At 71.2% G+C, this 23,608-nt stretch carries 23 protein-coding genes; 14 read left to right on the forward strand and 9 right to left on the reverse strand.

What is annotated here, in order from left to right; genetic code table 11:
- The first annotated feature begins 12 nt into the window (after positions 1-12).
- Complete coding sequence (locus tag ASD11_RS16840; protein WP_056290262.1) at positions 13-702, forward strand: TetR/AcrR family transcriptional regulator; 690 nt, start codon at positions 13-15, stop codon at positions 700-702.
- Between the two features lie 102 nt (positions 703-804).
- Here the strand turns inward: ASD11_RS16840 and ASD11_RS16845 are convergent, their stop codons facing one another.
- The 3 genes from ASD11_RS16845 to ASD11_RS16855 form a co-directional block, all read right to left on the reverse strand.
- Positions 805-2,340 carry an AMP-binding protein gene (locus ASD11_RS16845; RefSeq protein WP_056290264.1) on the reverse strand — a complete coding sequence of 512 codons (1,536 nt, stop codon included), beginning with the start codon at positions 2,338-2,340 and terminating at the stop codon, positions 805-807.
- Between the two features lie 75 nt (positions 2,341-2,415).
- Positions 2,416-2,997 (reverse strand): GNAT family N-acetyltransferase, encoded by a 582-nt coding sequence (locus tag ASD11_RS16850; RefSeq protein WP_056290268.1) that lies wholly within the window; start codon positions 2,995-2,997, stop codon positions 2,416-2,418.
- Positions 2,998-3,846, reverse strand: a complete 849-nt coding sequence (locus tag ASD11_RS16855; protein WP_442854201.1) for a 3-hydroxybutyryl-CoA dehydrogenase — start codon at positions 3,844-3,846, stop codon at positions 2,998-3,000. It abuts the gene before it with no gap.
- 124 nt (positions 3,847-3,970) lie between these two features.
- Here ASD11_RS16855 and ASD11_RS16860 point away from each other — a divergent pair, with 124 nt between their 5' ends.
- Positions 3,971-4,369 carry a hypothetical protein gene (locus ASD11_RS16860; protein ID WP_056290274.1) on the forward strand — a complete coding sequence of 133 codons (399 nt, stop codon included), beginning with the start codon at positions 3,971-3,973 and terminating at the stop codon, positions 4,367-4,369.
- A gap of 14 nt (positions 4,370-4,383) precedes the next feature.
- Here the strand turns inward: ASD11_RS16860 and ASD11_RS16865 are convergent, their stop codons facing one another.
- Positions 4,384-5,553, reverse strand: a complete 1,170-nt coding sequence (locus ASD11_RS16865) for an acyl-CoA dehydrogenase family protein (RefSeq protein ID WP_056290277.1) — start codon at positions 5,551-5,553, stop codon at positions 4,384-4,386.
- Positions 5,554-5,641: 88 nt separating this feature from the next.
- Positions 5,642-6,856 (reverse strand): acyl-CoA dehydrogenase family protein, encoded by a 1,215-nt coding sequence (locus tag ASD11_RS16870; RefSeq protein WP_056290280.1) that lies wholly within the window; start codon positions 6,854-6,856, stop codon positions 5,642-5,644.
- Positions 6,857-6,948: 92 nt separating this feature from the next.
- On the opposite strand from ASD11_RS16870, the gene ASD11_RS16875 reads away from it, so the two are divergent.
- Genes ASD11_RS16875 through ASD11_RS16885 form a run of 3 tightly spaced genes read left to right on the forward strand, consistent with a single transcriptional unit; the run spans position 6,949 to position 9,438 of the window.
- Positions 6,949-7,818: an SDR family NAD(P)-dependent oxidoreductase gene (locus tag ASD11_RS16875; RefSeq protein ID WP_056290283.1), complete on the forward strand. Its 870-nt coding sequence runs from the start codon at positions 6,949-6,951 to the stop codon at positions 7,816-7,818.
- Between the two features lie 14 nt (positions 7,819-7,832).
- Complete coding sequence (locus ASD11_RS16880; protein ID WP_162246510.1) at positions 7,833-8,999, forward strand: thiolase family protein; 1,167 nt, start codon at positions 7,833-7,835, stop codon at positions 8,997-8,999.
- A 10-nt stretch (positions 9,000-9,009) separates the two neighbouring features.
- A complete protein-coding gene (locus ASD11_RS16885) occupies positions 9,010-9,438 on the forward strand; it encodes a DUF3237 domain-containing protein (RefSeq protein WP_162246511.1) in 429 nt (142 codons plus the stop codon).
- A 63-nt stretch (positions 9,439-9,501) separates the two neighbouring features.
- On the opposite strand, the gene ASD11_RS16890 is transcribed toward ASD11_RS16885, so the two are convergent.
- Positions 9,502-10,122 carry a TetR/AcrR family transcriptional regulator gene (locus ASD11_RS16890; RefSeq protein WP_056290289.1) on the reverse strand — a complete coding sequence of 207 codons (621 nt, stop codon included), beginning with the start codon at positions 10,120-10,122 and terminating at the stop codon, positions 9,502-9,504.
- Between the two features lie 125 nt (positions 10,123-10,247).
- Here ASD11_RS16890 and ASD11_RS16895 point away from each other — a divergent pair, with 125 nt between their 5' ends.
- The 9 genes from ASD11_RS16895 (at position 10,248) to ASD11_RS16935 (ending at position 20,363) form a co-directional block, all read left to right on the forward strand.
- Entirely contained in the window at positions 10,248-12,023 is a 1,776-nt protein-coding gene (locus ASD11_RS16895; protein ID WP_056290292.1) for a flavin-containing monooxygenase, read from the forward strand.
- A 23-nt stretch (positions 12,024-12,046) separates the two neighbouring features.
- Complete coding sequence (locus ASD11_RS16900) at positions 12,047-12,955, forward strand: SDR family NAD(P)-dependent oxidoreductase (protein WP_056290296.1); 909 nt, start codon at positions 12,047-12,049, stop codon at positions 12,953-12,955.
- A gap of 2 nt (positions 12,956-12,957) precedes the next feature.
- Positions 12,958-14,532 (forward strand): class I adenylate-forming enzyme family protein, encoded by a 1,575-nt coding sequence (locus ASD11_RS16905; RefSeq protein WP_056290299.1) that lies wholly within the window; start codon positions 12,958-12,960, stop codon positions 14,530-14,532.
- Positions 14,533-14,638: 106 nt separating this feature from the next.
- Positions 14,639-15,655: a TIGR03617 family F420-dependent LLM class oxidoreductase gene (locus ASD11_RS16910; RefSeq protein ID WP_056290302.1), complete on the forward strand. Its 1,017-nt coding sequence runs from the start codon at positions 14,639-14,641 to the stop codon at positions 15,653-15,655.
- 2 nt (positions 15,656-15,657) lie between these two features.
- On the forward strand, positions 15,658-16,869 hold the full coding sequence (locus ASD11_RS16915; RefSeq protein WP_082554531.1) for an ABC transporter substrate-binding protein: 1,212 nt from the start codon (positions 15,658-15,660) through the stop codon (positions 16,867-16,869).
- Positions 16,870-16,938: 69 nt separating this feature from the next.
- Positions 16,939-17,832: a branched-chain amino acid ABC transporter permease gene (locus ASD11_RS16920; RefSeq protein ID WP_056290308.1), complete on the forward strand. Its 894-nt coding sequence runs from the start codon at positions 16,939-16,941 to the stop codon at positions 17,830-17,832.
- A 34-nt stretch (positions 17,833-17,866) separates the two neighbouring features.
- The gene (locus tag ASD11_RS16925) at positions 17,867-18,874 is read left to right on the forward strand and encodes a branched-chain amino acid ABC transporter permease (RefSeq protein ID WP_056290311.1); all 1,008 of its coding nucleotides are present in this window, start codon (positions 17,867-17,869) and stop codon (positions 18,872-18,874) included.
- A complete protein-coding gene (locus tag ASD11_RS16930; RefSeq protein WP_056290314.1) occupies positions 18,871-19,629 on the forward strand; it encodes an ABC transporter ATP-binding protein in 759 nt (252 codons plus the stop codon). The genes ASD11_RS16925 and ASD11_RS16930 overlap by 4 nt, the downstream gene beginning before the upstream one ends.
- The gene (locus ASD11_RS16935; protein WP_082554532.1) at positions 19,626-20,363 is read left to right on the forward strand and encodes an ABC transporter ATP-binding protein; all 738 of its coding nucleotides are present in this window, start codon (positions 19,626-19,628) and stop codon (positions 20,361-20,363) included. Before ASD11_RS16930 ends, ASD11_RS16935 begins: the two co-directional genes overlap by 4 nt.
- Before the next feature lie 84 nt (positions 20,364-20,447).
- Here the strand turns inward: ASD11_RS16935 and ASD11_RS16940 are convergent, their stop codons facing one another.
- The 3 genes from ASD11_RS16940 to ASD11_RS16950 are packed head-to-tail and all read right to left on the reverse strand — an operon-like array spanning position 20,448 to position 23,583.
- Positions 20,448-22,289: an acyl-CoA dehydrogenase gene (locus tag ASD11_RS16940; RefSeq protein WP_056290317.1), complete on the reverse strand. Its 1,842-nt coding sequence runs from the start codon at positions 22,287-22,289 to the stop codon at positions 20,448-20,450.
- Positions 22,286-23,209, reverse strand: coding sequence for an alpha/beta fold hydrolase (locus ASD11_RS16945; protein WP_056290320.1), 924 nt, complete (start codon positions 23,207-23,209; stop codon positions 22,286-22,288). Before ASD11_RS16945 ends, ASD11_RS16940 begins: the two co-directional genes overlap by 4 nt.
- Positions 23,206-23,583, reverse strand: coding sequence for an EthD domain-containing protein (locus ASD11_RS16950; protein ID WP_056290322.1), 378 nt, complete (start codon positions 23,581-23,583; stop codon positions 23,206-23,208). The genes ASD11_RS16945 and ASD11_RS16950 overlap by 4 nt, the downstream gene beginning before the upstream one ends.
- Between the last annotated feature and the right edge of the window lie 25 nt (positions 23,584-23,608).

Genomic DNA, 23,608 nt, shown 5'->3' on the forward strand with positions numbered 1-23,608 from the left:
CAGGATCAGGGCATGGCAGGCACCCCGCGACAGCAGGCACGCGAGCACACGATGCGCGAGATCGTCCGCATCGGCCGTGAGCAGCTGGCGGAGGTGGGGCCCGCCGACCTCTCGCTCCGGGCGGTCGCACGGGAGCTGGGCATCGTCTCGTCGGCCGTCTACCGCTACGTCGCGAGCCGCGACGAGCTGCTCACCCTCCTCATCGTGGACGCCTACGACGAGATGGGTGACCGCGTCGATGCCGCCATCGCCGCAGCACCGGCGCATCCGCGCAAGAAGCTGCACGCGGCGGCCGACGCCGTGCGGGACTGGGCGCTGGCCGAGCCCTCGCGCTACGCGCTGCTCTACGGCACGCCGGTGCCCGGGTACCGCGCCCCCGCCGATCGGACGGTCGAGCCCGGGACCAGGGTGGTCGTGGCGCTCACGGTCCTGCTCGACTCGGCCTTCGTCGAGGGTCGGTTGCCGGCGTCGGACGAGCGGCTGCCGCGCAGCGTGCGCCAGGACATGGACGCGATCCGGCGGGAGTACGGGATCACGATGCCGGCACCGCTCCTGGCCCGCGGCTTCACCCTCTGGTCGAGCCTGTTCGGTGCCGTGAGCTTCGACGTCTTCGACCAGTACGGCGCCCAGACCCTGAGCGACCGCCGCGCGTTCTTCTCCCACCAGGTCGACGCGCTCGCCGACCTCGTCGGCCTGCCCTGACCCCCCGACGGTTTACCACGGGGTGTTGGCAACCTGACCCATACCTCCGGAAGCTTCCCGAGGTATGGGTCGGCTTGCACGCTTAACGTGGTAAACCGACCGTCAGTTGATCTGGCGGCCGGTGTCCTTCCAGAACTCCTCGCGGAGCTTGAACTTCTGGAGCTTGCCGGTGGCGGTGCGGGCCAGCTCGTCGCGGAAGTCGATGCGCTTGGGGCACTTGTAGCCCGCGAGGCGCTCGCGGCAGTGCGCGATGAGCTCCTCGGCCGACACCTCGTGGTCGTCCTCCACGACGACGAGCGCCGTGACCATCTCGCCCCACTTCTCGTCGGGGATGCCGATCACCGCGACCTCGCGCACGGCCGGGTGCGACGACAGGGCGTCCTCGACCTCGATGGACGTCACGTTCTCGCCGCCGGAGATGATGACGTCCTTCTTGCGGTCGGCGATCGTGACGTAGCCGTCCTCGAACGTCCCGCCGTCACCGGTGTGGAACCATCCCCCGGCGAGCGCTGACTCCGTGGCCTCGGGGTTGTCCCAGTAGGACGCGAGCACCGTGTTGCTGCGAGCGAGGACCTCGCCCGTGTCGTCGACCATGATCTGCGTCGAGAGCGCGGGGGCACCGGCGCGGCCGAGGTTGCGCGCCTGTTCCGTGGGGTCGAGGTCCTCCCACTCCTCGCGCATGCGGTTCATGGTGAGCAGGGGGGCCGTCTCGGTGAGGCCGTAGATCTGGATGAACTCCCAGCCCAGCTCCTCGCGGACCCGCTCGATGGTCCGCGTGGGCGGGGGAGCGCCCGCCACCACGCAGCGCACCTGGTCGCGGCCCGGGACCTCGCCCTCCCAGTCCTTGAGCGCGTCGAGCACGGAGGCGAGCACGGCCGGCGCGCAGCAGAGGTACGTGACCCCGTGGTCGCGGATGCGGCGCAGGATCTCGGCGCCGTCGATCTGGCGGAGCACGACGTGCCGCGCGCCCATGCCGGTGACCCCGTAGACCTGGCCCCAGCCGTTGCAGTGGAACATCGGCAGCGTGTGGAGGTAGACGTCGCGGTCGTTCACGAGGGCCTGCCAGCCGAAGACCGTGGCGTTGGTCCACAGCGCGCGATGGGTCTGCTGCACGCCCTTGGGCCGCGCCGTGGTGCCGGACGTGTAGTTGATCGTGGCCGACGCGTCCTCGTCGGCCGCCCACTCCTGCGGGGTCGTGAGCGCCGGGTCCCAGATCTTGTCGTCGTCGACGCCGGCCACGAAGACGTGCTCGGCCGACGAGCAGACGTCGCGCAGGTGCTCGAGGTCGGGATCGAGGATCACGACCTCGGCGCCCGAGTGCTGCACGATGTACTCGACCTCGGCGGGCGCGAGCCGGAAGTTCACCGGGACGAGCACGCGGCCCCACCCGGACACGCCGAAGAACGAGACCAGGAGTCGAGCGGCGTTCTGGGAGACCACGGCGACCCGTCCTCCGACGGGCACGCCCAGCGCGTCGAGCGTGGCGGCCTGTGACCGCGCCAGACGCTGCACGTCGGCGTAGGTGAGGTCGGGCCACGGGGTGGCCGGCTGGTCCGGCTCGTCGACGACGGCGACACGGTCGGGGTAGACCGTGGCGGCACGGTCGAGGAAGTCGCGGATGCTGAACGGGACGTTCACGGGCCCTCCCGAGGCAGATGTATGGCGTGGGTCACGTCCATCATGCCCGGCCGACGTTGCGAGGGCGCTGCGGCCTCAGCCCCCGCGTCGGGCCGTCCACTCGTCGGCCAGGATCGCGTACGTGTAGCCGTCGACCCAGCCCAGGTCGCGGTGCAACGAGTCCCGCACACCGTGGGCCTCGCGCCGCATCCCGAGGCGTTCCATGAGCCTCCAGGACGGCGCGTTCTCCACGAAACACCCGGCGGTCACGCGGCGCAGCCCGAGCTCGCCGAAGCAGAGGTCGAGCAGGTCGGTGACGGCCTCCGACCCGAGACCGAGGCCGTGGTGGCTCGGCGCGAGCACCCAGCCGAGCTCGGCCTCCGTCCTCGCGGCGCCGTCCCTCACGTCGGCCTGCGACCAGCCGTCGCCGACCCGCACCATGAGGTCGGCCATCACGACGCCGTCGTGCTCGGCCACCAGCGCGGGCTCCCCGGGCCGCGCGACGAAGCCCGTGGCGAGGTCGTCCCGGGTCCGCGGGGCGCGCCCGACCCAGCGGGCGACGTCAGGGTCCGAGCGGTAGGCCCAGACGGCGCCGAGGTCCTCCTCGCGGTACGGCCGGACGACGAGTCGTTCGGTCCGTCGAGGCCAGGTGACGTCGGCGAGGTGAGGAGCGGTCACTCAGTGAGGATAGAACCCGTGCCCGCTCTTGGAGCCGAGCAGCCCGGCGTCGACCATGCGGTCGAGCAGCGGCGGCGGGGAGTAGAGGGGCTCCTTGAACTCCTCGTACATGGAGACGCCGATGGCGCGGACCGTGTCGAGGCCGATGAGGTCGGCGAGGGCGAGCGGCCCCATGGGGTGCCCGCAGCCGAGCACCATGCCGGAGTCGATGTCCTGGGCGCTGGCGTAGCCCGCCTCGTACATCCGGATGGCGGAGAGGATGTAGGGGACGAGCAGGCTGTTGACGACGAACCCGGCGCGGTCGGTGGCCTCGATGGGCTGCTTGCCCAGCTCCTCGGAGACGAACGACTTCATCCGCTCCAGGGTGTCGCCCGACGTGGTGAGCGAGGGGATGAGCTCGACGAGCTTCATGACGGGGGCGGGGTTGAAGAAGTGCACGCCCATGACGCGGTCGGCGCGGCCGCTGACGGCGCCGAGCTTCACGATGGGGATGGAGCTGGTGTTGGAGGCGAGGATGGCCTCGTCGTCCTTCAGCAGGGCGCCCAGGTTGCGGAAGAGGTCGAGCTTGGTCTGCTCGTCCTCGCTCGCGGCCTCGACGACGAGGCGTCGGTCGGCCAGGGCGTCGAGGTCGGCGGTGACGACGATCCGGTCGAGGGTGGCCTCGACCTCCTCGGGCGTGATCTTGCCGCGCGACTCGGCCTTGCGCAGCGAGGCCTCGATGCGCTCGGCGGCGCGCTTGGCGGCGTCGTCAGAGACCTCGACGGTGACGACGTGCAGGCCCGCGCGGGCCCCGACCTCGGTGATGCCCGAGCCCATGAGCCCGCCGCCCACCACGCCGAGTCGATCGATTCCTGCCATGTCACGGCCTCCTGAAAGTTGAGGGATCCTCATGTTCGACGGTACAGGCCGACCGCGTGCGGCCGTCCGGCGCGTCCGTGGCCGAGGCCCCGTCCGGTTGTGCTGGGATGGTGCGGTGAAGACCGCCGTGCCCGCCCTCGTGGCCAGCCTGCTGCTGCTCTCCGGATGCAGCGGCGGCGGCTCGACGGCTACACCGGAGGCGAGCGGGTCGGCCTCGCCGTCCCTCGACGTCCCGGTCGAGGGTCAGCCGGCCCCCGACGCGCTGCGGTCGTTCCAGTGCCGCGCCGACGCCGAGGGCGACTGGAACGCGGAGGGCAGGATCGCCAACCCGGCCAAGACCGCCCACTCCTACAGCGTCACGGCCCAGGTGGGCCCCGCCGACGGTGAGCAGGTGGCGGCCAAGCGGGTGAAGGTCACGGTCCCGGCGCGCTCGACGGAGTCGTTCCTCCTGCCCAAGCTGCCCACCAGCTCGCCCGACGGCCCGTGCCACCTGCGCGTCGTCGTCACCGACTGACGAGCCGGCAGAGGTCACCGGAAGGCCGCCTGGCCGGTCAGCTCCTTGCCGATCACGAGCTGGTGCACCTCCGAGGTGCCCTCGTAGGTGAGCACGGACTCCAAGTTGTTGGCGTGCCGCAGGATCGGGTACTCGCCGGTGATGCCGGCGGCGCCGAGGATGGTGCGGCACTCGCGGGCGATGGCGATGGCCTCACGCACGTTGTTGAGCTTGCCGAGGCTGACCTGCGCCGGACGGATCTGGCCGGCGTCCTTGAGCCGGCCCAGGTGCAGGGCGAGCAGCATGCCCTTGCCGAGCTCGAGGCTCATGTCGGCGAGCTTGGCCTGCGTGAGCTGGTAGCCCGACAACGGCTTGTCGAAGATCGAGCGGGTGTTGGCGTAGGCGATGGCCGTGTCGAGGCAGTCGCGGGCGGCCCCGAGCGCACCGAAGACGATGCCGAAGCGGGCCTCGTTGAGGCACGAGAGCGGGCCGGACAGCCCCTTGGCCTCCGGCAGCTGGGCGGAGGCGGGGAGCCGGACGTCCTCGAGCACGAGCTCGGAGGTCACGGAGGCGCGCAGCGAGAGCTTCTGCTTGATCTCCGGCGCGCTGAAGCCGGGGGTGTCGGTGGGGACCACGAAGCCGCGGACCGTGTCCTCGGTCCGGGCCCAGACGACGGCGACGTCGGCCACCGACCCGTTGGTGATCCACATCTTGGAGCCGTTCAGGACCCAGTCGTCGCCGTCCTTGCGGGCGCGGGTCCGCATGCCGGCGGGGTCGGAGCCGAAGTCGGGCTCCGTGAGGCCGAAGCAGCCGATGGCCTCGCCGGCGGCCATGCGGGGGAGCCACTCCTGCTTCTGCTCCTCGGAGCCGAAGCGCCAGATGGCGAACATGGCGAGCGAGCCCTGCACGGAGACGAGGGAGCGCAGCCCGGAGTCGATGGCCTCGAGCTCGAGGCACGCCAGGCCGTAGGCCGTGGCGGAGGCGCCGGCGCAGCCGTACCCCTCCAGGTGCATGCCGAGGACGCCGAGGCCACCCAGCTCGCGGGCGAGGTCCCTGGCCGGGATCTTCCCGTCCTCGAACCAGCCCGCGACGTGAGGGCGCAGACGCTGCTCGCCGAAGCGGCGCACCGTCTGGGCGATGGCGCGCGACTCGTCGTCGACGAGCGCGTCGAGGTCGAAGATTCCCAGGGCAGTGCTGTCGGTCATCTCGTCGTCTCCGTGGTTCAGGGGTCAGGTCCTCGCACCGTACCAGACCGAGCGCTTGCTTGGCACAGGCTCGGGTGTGGTCCTGCGGTCAGCGGGAGGTGGGCGCCTCGGGGCGCGGGAGCCCGAGGACGCGCTCGGCGACGACCGTCCGCAGGATCTCGTCGGTCCCGCCGCCGATGCGCAGCCCCTCGAGGCTGAGGGTCAGCTGGTTCCACGCGAGCTCGGCCGGTGTGCCCGAGGCCACGACGGCCCGATCGAGGAGGACGTCCTGGGCGAGCTCGCTGATGCGGTGCAGGTTGTCGGTCAGGAGGACCTTCGACATCGACATCTCCGGCCCGGGCTCGCCCCCGGCGGCCGCGAGGAACGCCTGCGTCATGGCGGCGCCGCTGCGTCCGCGCACGAGCGCCTCGCCGAGGCGCTCCAGCACGGAGAGGTCCTCCTGCAGGTCCGGCTCTGCGGCCACGACCGACGCCAGCTGGTCGATGAGCGCGAGGTCGACGCCGCCCTCGGTGCCGATGACGGAGCGCTCGTGCCGCATCGTGGCCATGATGACCGACCAGCCCTGGCCCTCGGGCCCGATGCGTCGCGAGTCGGGCACGACGGCGCCGTCGAGGAAGACCTCGCTGAAGGAGGCGCCACCTGTCATCTGGTGGATGGGACGCACCTCGATGCCGGGCTGGTCCATGTCGATGAGGAAGGCCGTGAGGCCGCGGTGCCGACGCGACCCGGCCTCGGTGCGGGCCAGGAGCAGGCCGACCTGGCTGTAGTGCGCGCCCGAGGTCCAGACCTTCTGGCCCGTGACGGTCCACGCATCGCCCTCGCGGGTGGCGCGGGTGCGCACGGAGGCGAGGTCCGAGCCGGCGTCCGGCTCGGAGAAGAGCTGGCAGGAGACGAGGTCGGCCCGGCGGAGCGGGGAGAGGAGCTCGGCGCGCAGGCCGGCGTCGGCGTGCTCGAGGAGCGTCGGGCAGAGGATCGCGACGCTGAAGCGGGTGTAGGCCTCGTCGGGGACCTGGAAGCGACGCTCGACGGTGCGGTAGGCGTCGGCGAAGTGCGACGGCAGCCCCCGGCCGCCGTGCTCGACGGGCCCGTCGATCCAGCCGAACCCGGCGTCGTAGGTGGTGCGGCGCCAGGTGAGGGCCTCGGCCAGCTCGCGCGCCTCGACCTCGGCCGACTTCTCGGGCAGCACGCTGAACGACACGGCCTCGCGCACGGAGGCCGGGGTCCGGCGCGGGTGGTGCGCCGCGACGAACTCCTCGGACTCCCGGACGAAGTCCTCGAGGTCGATCGATGTCGAGCGGCTCATGCCAAAGGCCTTCCGTCGGGGGCAGAGGTGTGTGCTAGCGTACAAGCCAAGCGCTTGCTTGGCTAACTCGACCGCAGGAGGCGGGCACTGACATGGACGCCGTGACCGACGCAGCCCGGGCCGCGGGCTCCCGCTTCGAGGGCCGGACGGTCCTCGTCCTCGGCGGAGGAGCCGCACAGCCCGACTCGCCCACCGCCAACGGCGCGCAGGTCGCGCTCCGCCTGGCCGCCGAGGGAGCGCGGGTGGCCGTCTCCGACGTCAGCCTGGAGCGGGCGCAGAACACCGTGGCCGCGCTCTCGCGCGACGACGGCGTCGCCCTGGAGTCCGACGCCTCCGACGCGCAGGCCTGCACCGAGCTGGTCGCGCGCGCCGAGGCCGAGCTGGGCCACCTCGACGTCGTGGTCTGCAACGTCGGCATCACCGGCAAGTACCCCGGCCGCACCCAGACGGTCGAGGACTGGCAGCTCGTCAACGACGTCAACGTGCGCTCGCACTGGCTCGTGGCGCAGGCCGCCCTTCCGCAGATGATGGAGCGCGGCCACGGCAGCCTGGTCTTCGTCTCCTCGATCGCCGGCATGATCGCGAGCGGCTACTCCCTCTCCTACGAGGCCTCCAAGGCGTCGCTCCTCGCGGTGTCTCGCCACTTCGGGACGCGGTACGCGGACCGCGGGATCCGCTCCAACGCCGTCGTCCTCGGGGTCGTGGACACCGACATGGTGCGCGGCGACTTCGGCGACGCCGAGAGCCTGCGCCGCGCCCGCGACCTCATGCAGCCCATGGGTCGGCAGGGGACGCCGCACGAGGCGGCCGCGGCCGTGGCCTTCCTCGCGTCCGACGACGCCAGCTTCATCACCGGGCAGTGCCTCGTGGTCGACGGGGGCCGCACGGCCGACGGTCGCTACGACGCGCGCTACGCCCGGGCAGCCAGCACCGACGCGGCCTCCCCGGCCGCGTCCCGATGAGAAGGGACCACACGATGCGCGACGCATTCGTGTCCGGAGTGGGCATGACGCCGTTCGGACGGTACGAGGACGTCAGTCTCAAGGAGCTGTCGGCGCGGGCCATCCGCTCGGCGTTCGACGATGCAGGGGTCGGGTTCGACGACGTCCAGGCGGTGTTCTTCGGCAACGTCGCGGCCGGCGTGATGTACGGCCAGCACTCCATCCGCGGCGAGACGGTGACCCACGCGATGGGCGCGGGCGCGCTGCCGGTGACCAACGTGGAGAACGCGTGCGCCTCCGGGGCCAACGCCTTCCACCTGGGCTGGAGCGCCGTGGCCGGCGGCCAGTACGACACGGTCCTGGTGGTCGGTGCCGAGAAGCTCTACTCGCAGGACAAGCAGAAGAGCTTCTCGGCGTTCCTCGGCGGCATGGACGTGGACTACCTCGACCTCGGCGACGGCGCCGGCGTCACGCGCAGCCCCTTCATCGACCGCTACGCCAAGGTGGCCGACCTGCTGCTGAACGAGCGCGGCCTGACCCGTGAGGCCTTCGCGCAGGTGGCCTCCAAGGCCCACTCGAACGGCGCCCTCAACCCGTACGCGCAGCGCCGCAAGGCCCTGACGCCCGAGGAGATCCTCGCCTCGCGCCACGTGCTCGGACCTCTCACGGTCCTCATGTGCTCGCCGGTCGGCGACGGCGCGGCCGCCGCGGTGATCACGAGCCGGCGTCCCAGCGAGTCGCCGGTGCGCATCCTGGCCTCCCAGATGCGCTCGCTCTCCGCCGACAGCACGGGCCCCTCGGACTCGCACGAGTACTCCGCGGCCGCCGCCTGGGAGCAGGCCGGCCTCGGGCCCGAGGACATGGACCTCGCCGAGGTGCACGACGCGACCACCCCCGGCGAGATCGTGTCGTGGGTCGAGTCCGGCCTGTGCCGTCCCGGCGACGAGATGAAGTGGATCGAGACGGGTCACACGACCCTGTCCGGCCCGCTCCCCGTGAACCCCTCCGGCGGGCTCATCGCCCGCGGGCACCCCATCGGCGCCACGGGCGTGGCCCAGGTGTTCGAGGGTGTGCAGCAGCTGCGCGGCACCGCCGGCGACCGCCAGGTCGCGAACGCACGGCGGGCCTTCCTGCAGTGCGGCGGCGGTCTGATCAAGGGCACGACGGCCGTCTCGGCCGCGCACGTGCTCACCACCGAGTGATGGAGAGATGATGGAACTGGTTCCCTTCTGTGTGTTCACGGCGCGTCCGCTCGCGGACAAGCCCGACTTCGCCGGGCGCACGCCGCTCGGCCAGCGCGTCGTGGTGGGCGTGCGCGACGGGCGGTGCGAGGGCGAGCGCTTCATGGCCTCCCAGCGCGGCGAGTCCGCTGCCGACTGGCTGATCATCGGCCCCGACGGCACGGCCATCCCCGACGTCCGCATGGCGCTGCGCACCGACGACGGCGCGTTCATCTACATGACCTACCAGGGTCGCGGCGACGCCTCGGACGGACTCGACGGCGCGACGATGTACACCGCCGTGACCTTCGAGGTCGCCGACGAGCGGTACGCGTGGCTCAACACGTCGCTCTTCGTGGGCAAGGGCTCGATCGACACGTCGTCGAGCACCGTGCGGTACGAGATCTTCCAGCTGCGCTGAGACGACGACGGCCCGCGCCCACCCGAGAGGGGTGAGGCGCGGGCCGTCCGTCGTGCAGGGGCCTCAGGGACGCGAGGAGATGCCGTTCATGAACAGCGTGGCGACGTCCTCGCCCAGCTGGTCGACGCTCACGGACCCGTTGGGCCGGAACCAGCGCGCCGTGCCGCTCACCGACGACATGATCGTCCGGTACAGGATCGTGGGGTCGACGGCGGCGCTGAAGTCGCCCGAGTCGACGCCCCGCTGGATGACCTCGAGCCAGATGCCCTGGCACTCGTTGAGGGAGGTCTCCATGAACGGGAAGGTCTGCGACAGGTAGGTCCAGTCGTTGAGCATGACGCGCAGCGCGAGCGCGCACTCGTCGAGCAGGTGCACCGAGGCCTTGATGAGCCCGCTCGCGGCGGCCGTGACGTCGTCCTCGGTGGCCACGACGTCGCGGTAGCGCTCGAGGAGCTTGGACCAGTAGTCGACGAGCAGGTCCTCGACCATCGACTCCTTGGACGTGAAGTGGTGGTAGAGGCTGCCGGACTGGATCCCGGCGGAGTCCGCGATGTCGCGGATCGTGGTGGCGAGGAAGCCTCGCTCGGCGAAGAGCTCCGCCGCGATCTGGATGAGCTCGGCCCGCCGGTCGCTCGCTCCCCGTCGTCCGGGGGTGGCCGTCGTCGCGGCTGTCGTGCTGGTCATCGCGCCAGCCTGTCGTACGTCATGCCTCTGAGTCTAGACCAGCGACCCTCTCTAGCGCTTGATTGTTTTTGCTCTTCTCAACCAAGCAACCATTTGGTAGGTTACGACGCGTGAGTGGATCTGTGATGACGACCGACCTGGAACGCGAGCTCGAGGCGGTCCGCCAGTTCGAGTCCTGGCTGGACGGCGCCCGCGCCGCCACGGCCTCGGGCGACGCCGGAGCCTTCGGCGCCTTGTTCGCCGAGGACGGCTACTGGATGGACTACCTCGCCTTCACGTGGAGGTACCGCACGTTCGAGGGCCGCCCGGCGATCGAGGACGCCTTCGCGCGCACGCAGGAGCGTGCGCGCCTCAAGGGCCTCGAGATCTCGGCGCAGCGCGCTCGCCCGCGCCTGGCCCGGCGCTCGGGCGTCGACGTCCTGGAGGGCTACCTCGACTACGAGGTGGCCGCCGGTCGGGGCACGGCCTACGTGCGGCTGCGCCTCGACGACCCGTCGGGCGAGCCGCGCATCTGGATCATGCTGACCACGCTCCAGGAGCTCGACGGCTACCCGTCCCTCGTCGGCGTGGACCGGCCCAAGGGTCGTGAGCACGGCGCCGGCCCGGAGAACTGGCTCGACCGCCGGCTCAAGGAGCGTCGCTTCGACGACCGCGAGCCCGAGGTGGTCATCGTCGGAGGCGGCCACGGCGGCCTCGTCCTGGGCGCCCGGCTGCGCCAGATGGGCGTCGACGTCCTCATCGTGGAGAAGAACGCCCGCGTGGGCGACAACTGGCGCCACCGCTACCACTCGCTGACGCTCCACAACGAGGTCGCGACGAACACGCTGCCCTACATGCCCTACCCACAGACCTGGCCCGCCTTCCTGCCCAAGGACAAGCTGGCGCACTGGCTCGAGGCGTACGCCGAGGCCATGGAGCTCAACGTCTGGACCGGCGCCGAGGTCACCTCGGGCGAGCGTCACGAGGACGGCACGTGGACCCTCACGGTCCGCCGCTCCGACGGCGAGCGCGTGCTGCGCGTGCCGCACGTGGTCCTCGCCACCGGCGGCCACAGCGGCGTGCCCAACGTGGCGCGACCCGAGGGCGTCGACGACTTCCGGGGTCGCGTCATGCACTCCAGCGAGTACCGCGCCGGCCGGGACCACGTGGGTGAGCGGGTGGTCGTGATGGGGACGGGCAGCAGCGCGCACGACATCGCGCAGGACCTCTACGAGAACGGCGCGGCGTCGGTCACGATGGTGCAGCGCAACCCCACGGCGGTCATCAGCCTCGACCCGTGCGGGACCATGGTCTACGCCGCCTACACCGACGACCGCGACCCGGTCGACGTCGACCTCGTGCAGGCCGCGACGCCGTACCCCATCCTCAAGGCCACCTACCAGTGGCTCACGCGCAAGACGTGCGAGCTCGACAAGGACCTCATCGCCGGTCTCGAGGGCGCGGGCTTCCGCACCGACTTCGAGCCCGACGCGACGGGCTTCCACATGAAGTACCTGCGCAAGGGCGGCGGCTACTACATCAACGCCGGCTGCTCGGACCTCATCATCGACGGCTCGATCGCCGTCCTGCAGGCCGCCGAGATCGACACGCTCGAGGCACGGGGCCTGAGGCTGAAGGACGGCTCGCTGGCCGAGGTGGACACGCTCGTGCTCGCCACGGGGTACCAGAACCAGCAGGAGGGCGTCCGGATCCTCTTCGGCGACGAGATCGCGGAGAAGGTCGGTCCCATCTGGGGCTTCGACGAGAACCACGTGATGCGGAACATGTGGGTCCGCACCCCGCAGGACGGCCTGTGGATCATGGGCGGCGCCCTCATGGAGGCCCGCCTGTACTCGACCTACCTCGCGCTGCAGATCCGGGCCGACCTCGACGGCATCCTGCCGGCCGAGGGCCTGGTCTGAGCCGGGAAGACAGGAGGACGACCATGTCAGAGCTCTCGTTGGACGGCCGCGTCGCCATCGTCACCGGTGCGGGCGGCGGCCTCGGCCGCGTCTACGCCCTCGAGCTGGCCCGGGCCGGCGCCCAGGTGGTGGTCAACGACGTCGGCGGGTCCGTCGACGGCGCAGCCGCCGCCGACTCTCCCGCCCAGGCCGTGGTCGAGGAGATCGAGGCGCTCGGCGGCAAGGCGATCGCCTCGACCGACACGGTCGCCACGGTCGAGGGTGGGCGCTCGCTCGTGCGCACGGCGGTGGAGCGGTTCGGCCGCGTCGACGTGCTCGTGAACAACGCCGGCATCCTGCGCGACCGCAGCTTCGCCAAGCTGGACTGGGACGACTTCGGAGCCGTCCACGACGTCCACCTGCGAGGTGCCGCCCACGTGACGCAGCCGGCCTTCCTGCAGATGAAGGAGCAGGGCTACGGCCGGCTGGTCTTCGTCTCGTCCAACGCCGGCACGTTCGGGAACTTCGGTCAGGCCGCGTACGGCTCGGCCAAGGCCGGCATCATCGGCCTGTCCAACGTGCTCGCCATCGAGGGCGGCCGGGACGGCATCCTCAGCAACGTCGTGTGCCCCATCGCGCGGACCCGCATGACGGAGTCGATCTTCGCCCCCGGCACGGCCGAGCCCGAGCACGTGGCCGGGCTCGTCGTCTACCTCGCGAGCGAGGCGTGCGCCGTGACGCACCAGGTCTTCTCCGCCGGGGCCGGCCGGTACTCCCGCGTGTTCACGGGGCTGAGCGAGGGCTGGGTGTCCCCGGACGGGGCGGCCGCCTCGGCCGAGGACGTCGCTCGGCACCTCGAGCAGATCTGCGACACGCAGCGCTTCACGGTGCCCCAGTCGGCTGCCGACGAGCTGGCCGAGCTCTCCGACCTGCTCGAGCCCGCCGAGGCCTGAGCATGTCGGACTGGGTGACCGTCCGCGACCTCGTGACCCGCACGTCGCGCTTCGGCGACCGGGTCGCCCTGCGCGCGGAGGAGCACGAGCGGACCTTCGCCGACCTCACGGCACGCGCCGCGCGGCTGGGTGGCTGGCTGCTGTCGGCCGGGCTCGAGCCGGGCGACCGCGTGGCCGTCATGGTCGAGGACGGGCTGCGCTCGGTGGAGCCGCACCTCGCCGCGATCCTGGCGGGTCTCGTCGTGGTCCCCGTGAACGCGAGGTTCAGGAGCCACGAGCTGGAGCACATCCTGAACGACTGCGGAGCCCGTGCCGTCGTCCACTCGGCGGGTGTCTCGGGCGTCGTGGACGGCGCACCGGCTGCCGCGGGCCTGGTGCGGATCTCCACCGGCGGCGGCGCCGCCGCCGACACGGACGACGCCTACGAGGAGGTCGTGGGCGCCGGGCCGTCCCCGTTCCCCGACGTGGCGGTCTCGCCGGACGACCTCGTGATGATCGGCTACACGAGCGGCACGACCGGGGTGCCGAAGGGCGCCATGATGTCCCACGCCGGTGCCGTGGCGGCCGTCCGGGCCAACCTCGTCGCGTTCCGGGTCGTCCCGTACGGAGCCTGCGCCTTCTCGGGCTCGATCTCCTTCACCGCCCTCGTCTGGGCGTTCGTGATGCCGCACCTCGCCGTGGGGGCGAGCCTCGACCTCCTGCAGCCGCGGCTCACGATGGACCGCTGGTTCGACCGCATGGAACGGCACGGCAGCACCTTCACGTTCGTGCCGACCCCCTTCATGGACGAGTTCGCGCGCACGGCGCGCGTGCGACCGAGGGCGCTGGTCCGTCTGGCCGGCGTGTGCCACTCGGCGTCCCCCGCCACCCAGCAGCAGCGTGCGGCGATGGTCGAGGTGCTGGGCGGTGCGTACGTCGAGTCGTACGGCATGACCGAGAGCCTGGCCGCCGTCGCGGCCACCACGCGGCTGGACGCCGACGGCAGCACCGGTGCCTCGGTGCCGCACGCGACGATCGGGCGGCCTCTCGCGCCGGCCGACGTGCTCGTGGTGGGGCCCGACGGGGCGCCCCTCCCGCCGGGCGAGGTCGGCGAGATCGTGATCGAGTCGCCCTCCCTGTTCGTGGGCTACTGGGGACGGCCGGAGGCCACGGGTCGACAGCTGCGCGACGGCCGGTTCCTCACCGGCGACCTCGGCCACGTCGACGAGGAGGGCTTCCTCTACGTCGACGGACGGGCTGCGGACCTCATCATCAGCGGCGGGATGAACGTCTATCCCGCCGAGGTGGAGCGTGTCCTGCACGAGCACCCCGGTGTCCTGGAGGCAGCCGTCGTGGGCGTGCCGCACGAGCGCTGGGGCGAGACGGTGTGTGCCGTCGTCGTGCCGCGCGCCGGCGTCGCCCTGACCGCCGACGCCGTCGTCGAGCACGTGGCCAAGCGGCTTGCGGGGTACAAGAAGCCCACGCGGGTCGTGTTCTTGACGGAGCTGCCGCGCAACGCCAACGCCAAGGTCGTCAAGACGCGGCTACGGGCCTCGCTCCTGGATCCCGGAGCCGAGGAAGTGCTGCGCTTCCAGTGATCTGGATGCGCGCCGAAACTGTGCTTGACATCACATCCGACCCCCGCTTTACTAAACAAGCAAACGCTTGGTTAAGCCGCCGAGAGGCGCTGAGAGGAACGACATCGTGCGTATCGACACCACCCTGGTCGAGAAGGACCTGATCGTCTCGGGCGACCGGGCCGTCCAGGCCGAGACCTCGGGCCTGGACCGCGCGTGGTGCACCGAGACCGGCCTCGACGTCTTCATGCAGGCCTACGAGGTCGCACGTCGCACCGAGAGCATCGAGCTGGGCACCGCGATCGCCGTGGCGCTCGCCCGGACGCCCATGACGGTGGCCTACAGCGCGTGGAACGTCGCCGACGTCTCCAACGGCCGCTTCACCCTCGGCCTCGGCAGCCAGATCAAGGCCCACGTCGAGCGCCGCTACTCCATGCCGTGGAACAGCCCCGTGGGCCAGATGCGCGAGTTCGTGGAGGCGCTGCGCGCGATCTTCCACTCCTGGCGCACCGGCGAGCGGCTCGAGTTCGAGGGCCAGCACTACACGCACTCGCTCATGAGCCCCTTCTGGGCGCCCAAGCAGCACGACCACGAGATCCCGATCCACCTCGCCGCCGTGGGGCCCAAGATGCTCGAGATGGCCGCGCAGGTGGCCGACGGGATCATCCTGCACGCCTTCACGAACCGCGCCTACATGGACGAGGTCACGTTCCCCGCGATCGAGCGAGGCCTCGAGAAGGCCGGCCGCACGTGGGACGACATCGAGATCTCGCTCCCCATGTTCATGGCCATGGGCGACGACGAGGAGTCGATCGTCAAGCAGCGCCGCGCGATCGGCGCCCAGCTCGCCTTCTACGCCTCGACCCCGTCGTACCGCCCCGTCATGGAGGCGGTCGGGTTCGGAGACCTCCAGCCCGAGCTCACGGCCCTCACCAAGGCCGGGGACTGGGACAAGCTCGCCGCGGTCATGCCCGACGAGTTCATCGACCACTTCGCGGTCACCGGACGTCCTGAGGACATGCCGGAGCTCGCGAAGAAGCACTTGGGGGACAAGGTCCACCGGACATCCGCCTACTACGGCTGGCCGGTGGACGACACAGCACGACTGGCCTCGATCTTCGAGAGCTTCAGACAGGAGAAGTGACGATGAGAACACACATCACGCGCAGCGCGATGGCGCTCGCCACGGCAGGTGCGCTCGTGCTCGGCGGATGCGCGAGCTCCGGCGACGAGAGTGACGACGGAACGGTCAAGGTCGGCGTCGTGCTGCCCTTCACCGGCGTCCAGGCCACGATCGCGAAGCTCGAGGGCCAGGGAGCCGAGGTGGCCGCCAAGCTGATCAACGCCGACGGCGGCGTCGACGGCAAGTGGAAGATCGACCTCGTGAAGGTCGACGACCAGCTGGACCCCGGACGCAGCGCCACCGTGATCCGCGACCTCAACGACAAGGGCGTCGACCTCGCGATCGGCGGACAGACCTCCGACCTGTGCAAGTCGTCGGCCGAGGCCTCGCAGCGCTTCAACATGACGTTCATCGGGGCCCACTGCACGTCGCCCGACCTCGTCGACCCGCCCATCACGCCGAACTTCTACATGATCGGTCAGCAGATGACCGACATCGCCACCGCGATCGGCACGGGCCTGGCCAAGCGCTACCCCGACATCGAGACGTGGGACGTCATGACCTACGACGTCGAGGCCATGCGCCTCTCGTGGGACGTGGCCAAGAAGGCCATGGAGAAGGAGCTCGGTCGTCCGGTCAAGGTCGGCAAGAAGTACGCCGTCCCGGTCACCGCCACGACGCTCCGCAAGGAGATCTCGGGCCTGGACTCCACGGGTGACAAGTCCAAGCGCGGCCTGTTCCTCGGCGTCTACGGCGCCGGCACGACGAGCTTCATCCAGCAGGCCAAGCCGACGGGGCTCCTCGACGACTACGGCGTCCTCGCCCAGACCGGTGTCTACTGGCCGACCGCGACGGCGCTCAAGGGTGCCGCTCCGGCCATCTACAACGTGCACGACTACTTCTACGCCTGCCAGGACACGGCGGAGAACAAGGAGTTCGTCGCCGCGTTCGAGAAGGAGACCGGCGAGAAGCCCGACGCCGGCGCCTACCAGAGCTACCTCGCGGTGCGCCTCCTCGAGGCCGCCATCTCCAAGGCGGGCAGCACCGACACCGCCAAGGTCCAGAAGGAGCTCCAGGGCATCTCCCTGGAGACCCCGATGGGCACGACGATGAAGATCGGCGCCGAGACCCATGCGGGCTCCGGCGGCGTCACGACGGCCGTCCTAGCCGGAGACCCCTCGGCGCCCCAGGGCGTCAAGATCTCCGACTGCGACGTCGTCCCGCCGAGCAGCTGATCCCCTGACCGGGGCCGGCGTCCCAGGACGCCGGCCCCGGTACCGGTCCCCCTCACGAAAGTTGCCCCCGTGAACGACATCATCTCCGTCCTCGTGGCGGGCCTCGCCCAAGGCGTCCCGATCTTCATCGTGGCCAGCGGGCTCACCCTCATCTACGGCGTCCTGCACGTCCTGAACTTCGCGCACGGCGGCTTCTTCCTCATCGGCGCGTTCCTCGTGACCTCGACGATCCAGGGCGGCAGCCTCGCCGCCTTCCTCGGCTCGGTCCTCGTGGCCGGGGCCGGCGTCATGGTCGTGGGGGTCGTGAGCGAGCTGCTCGTCTTCCGCCAGCTCTACAAGGCCGGCTCCACCGTGAGCTTCCTCGGGGCGTTCGCGCTCTTCCTCGCGCTCGTGGGCCTGGCGATCTCCGTGTGGGGCACCAACCCGCGCACGGTCGACTACCCCGACGCCCTCGACGGCTCGTTCTCCCTGCTCGGGGCGCGCATCGGTCAGTACGAGGCCGCCATGATCGTCATGGGCGTGTTCATCGCGATCGGGCTGTGGGTCCTGCTCACCAAGACCTCGCTCGGCACCCGGGTCCGGGCCGTGTCGCACGACCGCACGATGGCCTCGGCCCTCGGCATCCGCGTGGGGCGCGTCTCCACCACGGTCTTCGCGATCGGCGCCTTCCTGGCGGGCGTCGCCGGGGCGCTCATCTCGCCGGTCTCCTCGATCGACGAGGGCCTCGCGCTCAGCACCGACTACATGCTGCCCGCCTTCATCGTCATCATCGTGGGCGGCCTGGGCTCGGTCCCCGGAGCCCTGGTGGCGGCGCTCGCCCTCGGCATCATCGAGAGCGTGATCTTCAAGGTCGCTCCGTCGCTGAGCGGCTTCAGCTACTACCTCGTGGTCGCCCTGTTCCTGATGTTCAGGCCCCAGGGGATCTTCGGCTCCGCCTCTCGTTCTATCCAGATGGCCAGGTGAGGACACCGTGAACACCCTTCGAGACCGTTTTCCGATGCTCCAGCGCGCGGGCGTCCCGCTGCTCGCCGGCTTCGCCCTGGCCGCGGTGCTCATGCCGCTCGTGTTCAGCGGCAGCTCCCTCTTCACGTGGACGACGGCCGCGGCGTGGGTGCTCTTCGCCACGGCGACGAGCGTCCTGTTCGGCTGGACCGGGCTCCTGTCCTTCGGCCAGGCCGCCTTCTTCGGCATGGGCGCGTACACCATGGCTCTGCTGAACCAGGAGGTGCCGGACCTGCCGGGCGTCGCCATGCTCGTGGTGGCCGCGGCCGTGGCAGCCGTCGTGGCAGCCCTCTTCGCGACCTTCGCCCTGCGGACCAGCGGCGCCGAGTTCGCCATCCTCACGCTCGTCCTGGCCCAGGTCCTGTGGCTGCTGATCTACCGCGTGCCGTGGCTCAAGGGCGAGGACGGGTTCAGCGGCCTGTTCCAGATCAAGATCCTCGGCTCGCCGCTCACGTCGGACCTGCAGCTCTGGTACTACACGATCGCCGTCGTGGCGGTGTGCGTCTGGCTCCTCTGGCTCCTGAGCGGCTCCACGCTCGGCATGGCCATGCGGGCCGTCCGCGACGACCCGTGGCGTGCGGCCGCCCTCGGCATCCGCGTCCGTGGCGTCCAGGTGACGGCGTACGCCGTGAGCGCCGGGTTCGCCGCCGTGGCCGGGGCGCTCGTCGCCCAGGGCCAGGGCGTCGTGAGCCCCGCGATGGTCACGTTCGCGATCTCCGGCGAGATCCTCGTCGCCTGCCTGATCGGCGGCATGGGTCGGTTCGTCGGCCCCATGATCGGCGCCGTGGTGCTCATCTGGTCGCAGACGATGCTGGCCAACGTCTTCCACGACTCCAACGTGTTCGTGGGCCTGCTCCTGCTCGTCATCGTGATCGCCCTGCCCGACGGACTCGTCTCCATCCCGGCAAGGATCCGCGGGCGTCGACGGCCGGCCCGTCGAGCGACAGTCCCCTCCGACGTCTCCGTGGAGGAGCCGTCCCCCGTCAGCGAGGTCGTCCGATGAGTGCCATCCTCCAGCTCGAGAACGTCTCCAAGTCCTACGACGGCGTCCCGGCCGTCCGGGCCGTGGACCTCCAGGTCGCCGACGGCGAGCGACTCGCCATCATCGGGCCCAACGGAGCCGGCAAGTCGACGCTCTTCGGCACGATCGCGGGGGAGCACCGGCCCACCACGGGCCGCGTCCTCGTGAACGGCCGCGACGTCACGAAGCACCGCTCGTCCACGCGCGCCGTGGCCGGCATGAGCCGGACCTTCCAGGTCGCGCGGCTCATGTCGACCATGACGGTCCGCGAGAACGTGTTCCTCGCGGCTCTCACGGGTGGGCGCCGCGGGGTGCGCTGGTGGGACACGCTGCGCTCGCACCGCGAGGTGTGGGACGAGACCGACCTGGCCCTGGCCGACGCCGGCCTCCTGGAGCTCTCGGACACCGTCGCCTCGTCGCTCGCCCAGGGTGCGCGCAAGACGCTCGAGATGGCCATGGCCGTCGTGCAGCGTCCCGCGATCCTGCTGCTGGACGAGCCCACGGCGGGCATGGGCTACGAGGACGCGCGCGCGGCCACCGCCCAGCTCAAGGCCCTGCTCGACCAGCGCCGCGACATGACGATCATCCTCACGGCCCACGACATGGAGGTCATCCACTCGCTCGCCGAGCGCGTGGTCCTCATGGCCAACGGCGAGGTCGTGCTCGAGGGCACGCCCGACTACGTGGCGCGGCACGAGACCACCAAGACCCTCTACCTCGGACAGGGAGCATCATGACCTCGCCAGCGCAGCAGACCGTCCTCTCGGCCACGGGGCTCAACGCCTGGTACGGCGCGGCCCAGGCCCTCTTCGACGTCGACCTCACGGCGAGCTCCGGCGAGATTGTGGGGCTCCTCGGCCGCAACGGCGCCGGCAAGAGCACGACGTTCAACGCGATCATGAACCTGCAGGTGCGCTCGAGCGGCGACATCGCGCTCGACGGCGAGCCCGTCGCCCGGATGGGCGCCGACGCCATCGCGCGCCGCGGTGTGGCCTGGGTGCCCGAGGACCGACGCATCTTCACCAACCTGACGGTGCGCGAGAACCTCGAGCTGGCCCGGTTCGCCGCCGGTGACCGCGAGCCCGTCTCGGTCGACGACCTGCTCGACTCGCTGCCCCTGCTCGACAAGCTCATCGACCGCAAGGGCAACCAGCTGAGCGGCGGCGAGCAGCAGCTCGTGGCTGTCGCGCGTGCTCTGGTGTCCCGTCCCCGGCTCCTGCTGCTCGACGAGCCCACGGAGGGTCTCGCGCCGCTCATCGTCGAGGGCATCGCCGAGGCCATCTCGCGGCTGCCCGCGGCGTACGGCGTGACGATCCTGCTGGCCGAGCAGAACCTCCCGTTCGTCACCCAGCTCACGAGCCGGGTCTACGTGCTGGAGACCGGTCGCGTCGTCCACGCCGGGCCCACGGACGAGTTCGCCCGCGACGCGGACCTGCAGGACCGCTTCCTCTCCATCTCCATGGCGCACTGACGCCGCTGCGGCCACCACGCACAGGAGCGCCCCGGGACCGAGGTCCCGGGGCGCTCCTTCCTGCTCGGGCGCTGGCCCGCCGGCCTAGAAGGCGGAGACCGGGAGCGCCATGAGGTCCACTGCGTCGGCGCGCTCGACGAGGTCGGCCTGGACCGAGAGGTGCGGCAGCTGCTCGGCCGCGAACTGCCGGGCCCCCGCGACCTTGCCCAGGTAGAAGCCGTCCTCGGGCGTCTCGTCGAGCCGCTCGAGCGCGACCCGCGCCTGCTTGGCGAGCATCCAGCCCACCACGAGCTCGCCCGTCATGAGGAGGAGGCGCGTCGTGTGGGTCCCCACGTCGTACAGGCGAGTGGGCTCGTCCTGCGCCTCGTCGGCGGCGTGGTCGAGGGTCGCGACCACGCTACGGACGGACCGCAGTCCCTCCAGCAGCGCCTCGCCGACACCGGCGAGCGGGGTGGAGCCGTCGCGCAGCTCCGTGGCCTCGTCCTCGAGCTCGCCCAGGAGCAGCCCGAAGCCCGCACCACGGTCGCGGCGGATCTTGCGGAAGAAGAAGTCGATGCCCTGGATGGTGGTGGTGCCCTCGTAGATCGTGTCGATCTTGGCGTCGCGGATGTACTGCTCGACGGGGTAGTCGTGCAGGTAGCCCGAGCCGCCGAAGACCTGGAGGGACTCCGACAGGAGCGCGTACGCCTTCTCGGAGCAGAAGCCCTTGACGATGGGGAGCAGGAGGTCGTTGCGGGTGCGGGCCGCGCTCGCGTCCTCGCCGGTGTGCTCGGCCAGGGCGATGTCGTCGAGCGTGCAGGCCGCGAGGCTCACGAGCGCGCGCATGCCCTCCGCGTAGTACTTCTGCGTCATGAGCGACCGCCGGACGTCGGGGTGGTCGATGATGGGCACGTCGGGCGCGGACCGGTCGCCGCGACGGGCGAGGTCGGCGCCCTGGCGGCGCAGCTGGGCGTAGTCGAGGGCGTTGAGGTAGCCCGTGGAGAGCGTGGCCACGGCCTTGGTGCCCACGAGCATCCGCGCGTACTCGACGACCTCGAACATCTGGGCGATCCCGTCGTGGACGTCGCCCACGAGCCAGCCGACGGCCGGGGTGTCGGCGTCGCCGAACGTGAGCTCGCACGTGAGGGAGGCCTTGAGCCCCATCTTCTTCTCGACGTTCGTGACGACGGCACCGTTCCGCGCGCCGATCTCGCCGGTCTCGAGGTCCACGTGGTGCTTGGGGACCACGAAGAGGCTCAGGCCCTTCGTGCCCGGACCGCCGGCGCCGGGCGTGTCCGTGGGCCGCGCGAGGACGAAGTGCACGATGTTCTCGGCGAGGTCGTGCTCGGCGCTCGTGATGAAGCGCTTCACGCCGTGCAGGTGCCACGTGCCGTCCGGCTGGGGCACGGCCTTGGTCTTGCCCGAGCCCACGGCGGAGCCGGCGTCGGGCTCGGTCAGCACCATGGTGGCGCCCCAGTGCCGCTCGCTCATGAGCTCGGCCAGGCGCTTCTGGTCGGCGTTGCCCTGGTGGTAGAGGATCTCGGCCTGCGGCCAGCCGGCCGCGTAGAGGAAGATCGCGGGGTTGGCGCCGAGCGGGAACTCCGACATGGCCCAGCGCAGCGACGGCGGCGCGGCGATGCCACCGATCTCCGGGCTCACGTCCATGCGCCACCACTCGGCGGCCACGTAGCTCGCGTAGGACTTGGCGAACGCCTCGGGCAGGCGGGCCGTGCCCGTGGCCGGGTCGAAGTCGATCGTGCCGAGCGCGCTGTCGGCGAAGGACTCCGCCAGGTCGGTCTCGGCCAGCTCGGCGCCGGCGGCCAGCATGTCGCGTGCCGTGGCGATGTCGACGTCCTCCCACGGACCGGTGCCGAGGAGCCGGTCGCGACCGAACACCTCGAACAGGTTGAAGGTGATGTCGCGCAGGTTGCTGCGGTAGTGGCTCATGGTGCTTCCTCCAGGGTTGCGGGTCGGGCGGGGTGGGGCGCGGACGCCCACCGGGTGGCGGCGTCGAGGACGACCTCGACGAGGGCCAGTGGCTGGTCGAGCGGGACGTGGTGCCCGCTGTCGGGAATGGTGACGGGAGGGCCCGGGTGCCCGAGGCGCTCGGCCACGCGCGAGGCCATGAGGTCGTCGACGAGGCCGTCGGCGCCGCGGACCAGTCGGACGGGACAGCCGTCCACGGGCCTCAGGTCGTCGAGCCCGATGCGGTCGTGCTCGAAGAAGCGCGGGTCGAACTTCCAGGTCCAGCCGTCCGGGGTCTCCACGACGGAGCCGTGCGCGACGTGGCGGACGACGTGCTCGGCCGAGGTGCTGGCGCGGGGGAGGGTGCGGAACCGACCCACGATGGTCTGCTCGTCGGGGTAGGTGCGGGCCTGTCGTGGCGGGCGCCAGTCCGGCGGCGTGAACTCCTCGGCCTTCTCGGGGACCTCGGCGTCGACCACGAGCAGTCCGCGCAGGTCGGCGCCCGACTCCGCGACGAGGTAGGCGACGAGCCCGCCCAGCGAGTGCCCCACCAGGAGCGGCCGATCCACGGTGGCGACGACCGCCGCCACCTCCTCACTCCAGGCCGAGAGCCCGTAGGCGGGTAGCCGGTCGCTGTCGCCGTGCCCGCCCAGGTCGGGGGCGAGCACGTGGTGCCCGGCGCGGACCAGGAGAGGTGCCACGTGGTCCCACCAGCCCGAGTGCGCTGCGGCGCCGTGCACCAGGACGATCGCGGGATCGCCCGGCTCGCCCCACGCCCGGTACGCCACCCGGTGTCCGGCCACCGTCAGGGTCCGGTGCTGCGGCACGTCGGCGAGGGCGTCGACGAACCAGTCGGGCACGGGACGGCCGGAGGTGGTGCCCCCGGCTGCGGGTCGGCTCACTCCGAGAAGTCCCACATGGGGTGGGCCTCGGTGACGAAGATGGGGGACCGCTCCACGTCGATGAACGTCGGCTCGTCGGCCACGAGCGCCGCGATGGCACGTCGGGCGTCGGGCTCGGTGAAGGTGCCGCCGAGAGCGTCGAGCGACTCGAACCAGAGCTCGACGACGCCGTCGTAGGCCTCCGGTCCTCCCCGCGAGGCCTGCAGCGCGGCGTTGATCGGGTCGTCCACGGTGTGGTTCTGGACGTAGCGGACGGCACCGATGGCCTGGGCGCCCCTGCGGGCGATGTCGGCGTGACGCCCGTGCCAGCGCTCGAGGAACTCGGCGCGGGTCAGCTCGGGGCGGCGGCGCAGGCAGAACAGCAGCTTGTACATGGGGATCCTCGTTCTCGGGAGCGGG

The organism is Aeromicrobium sp. Root495 (genome assembly GCF_001426755.1).
In the GTDB taxonomy this organism is placed as follows: Bacteria; Actinomycetota; Actinomycetes; order Propionibacteriales; family Nocardioidaceae; genus Aeromicrobium.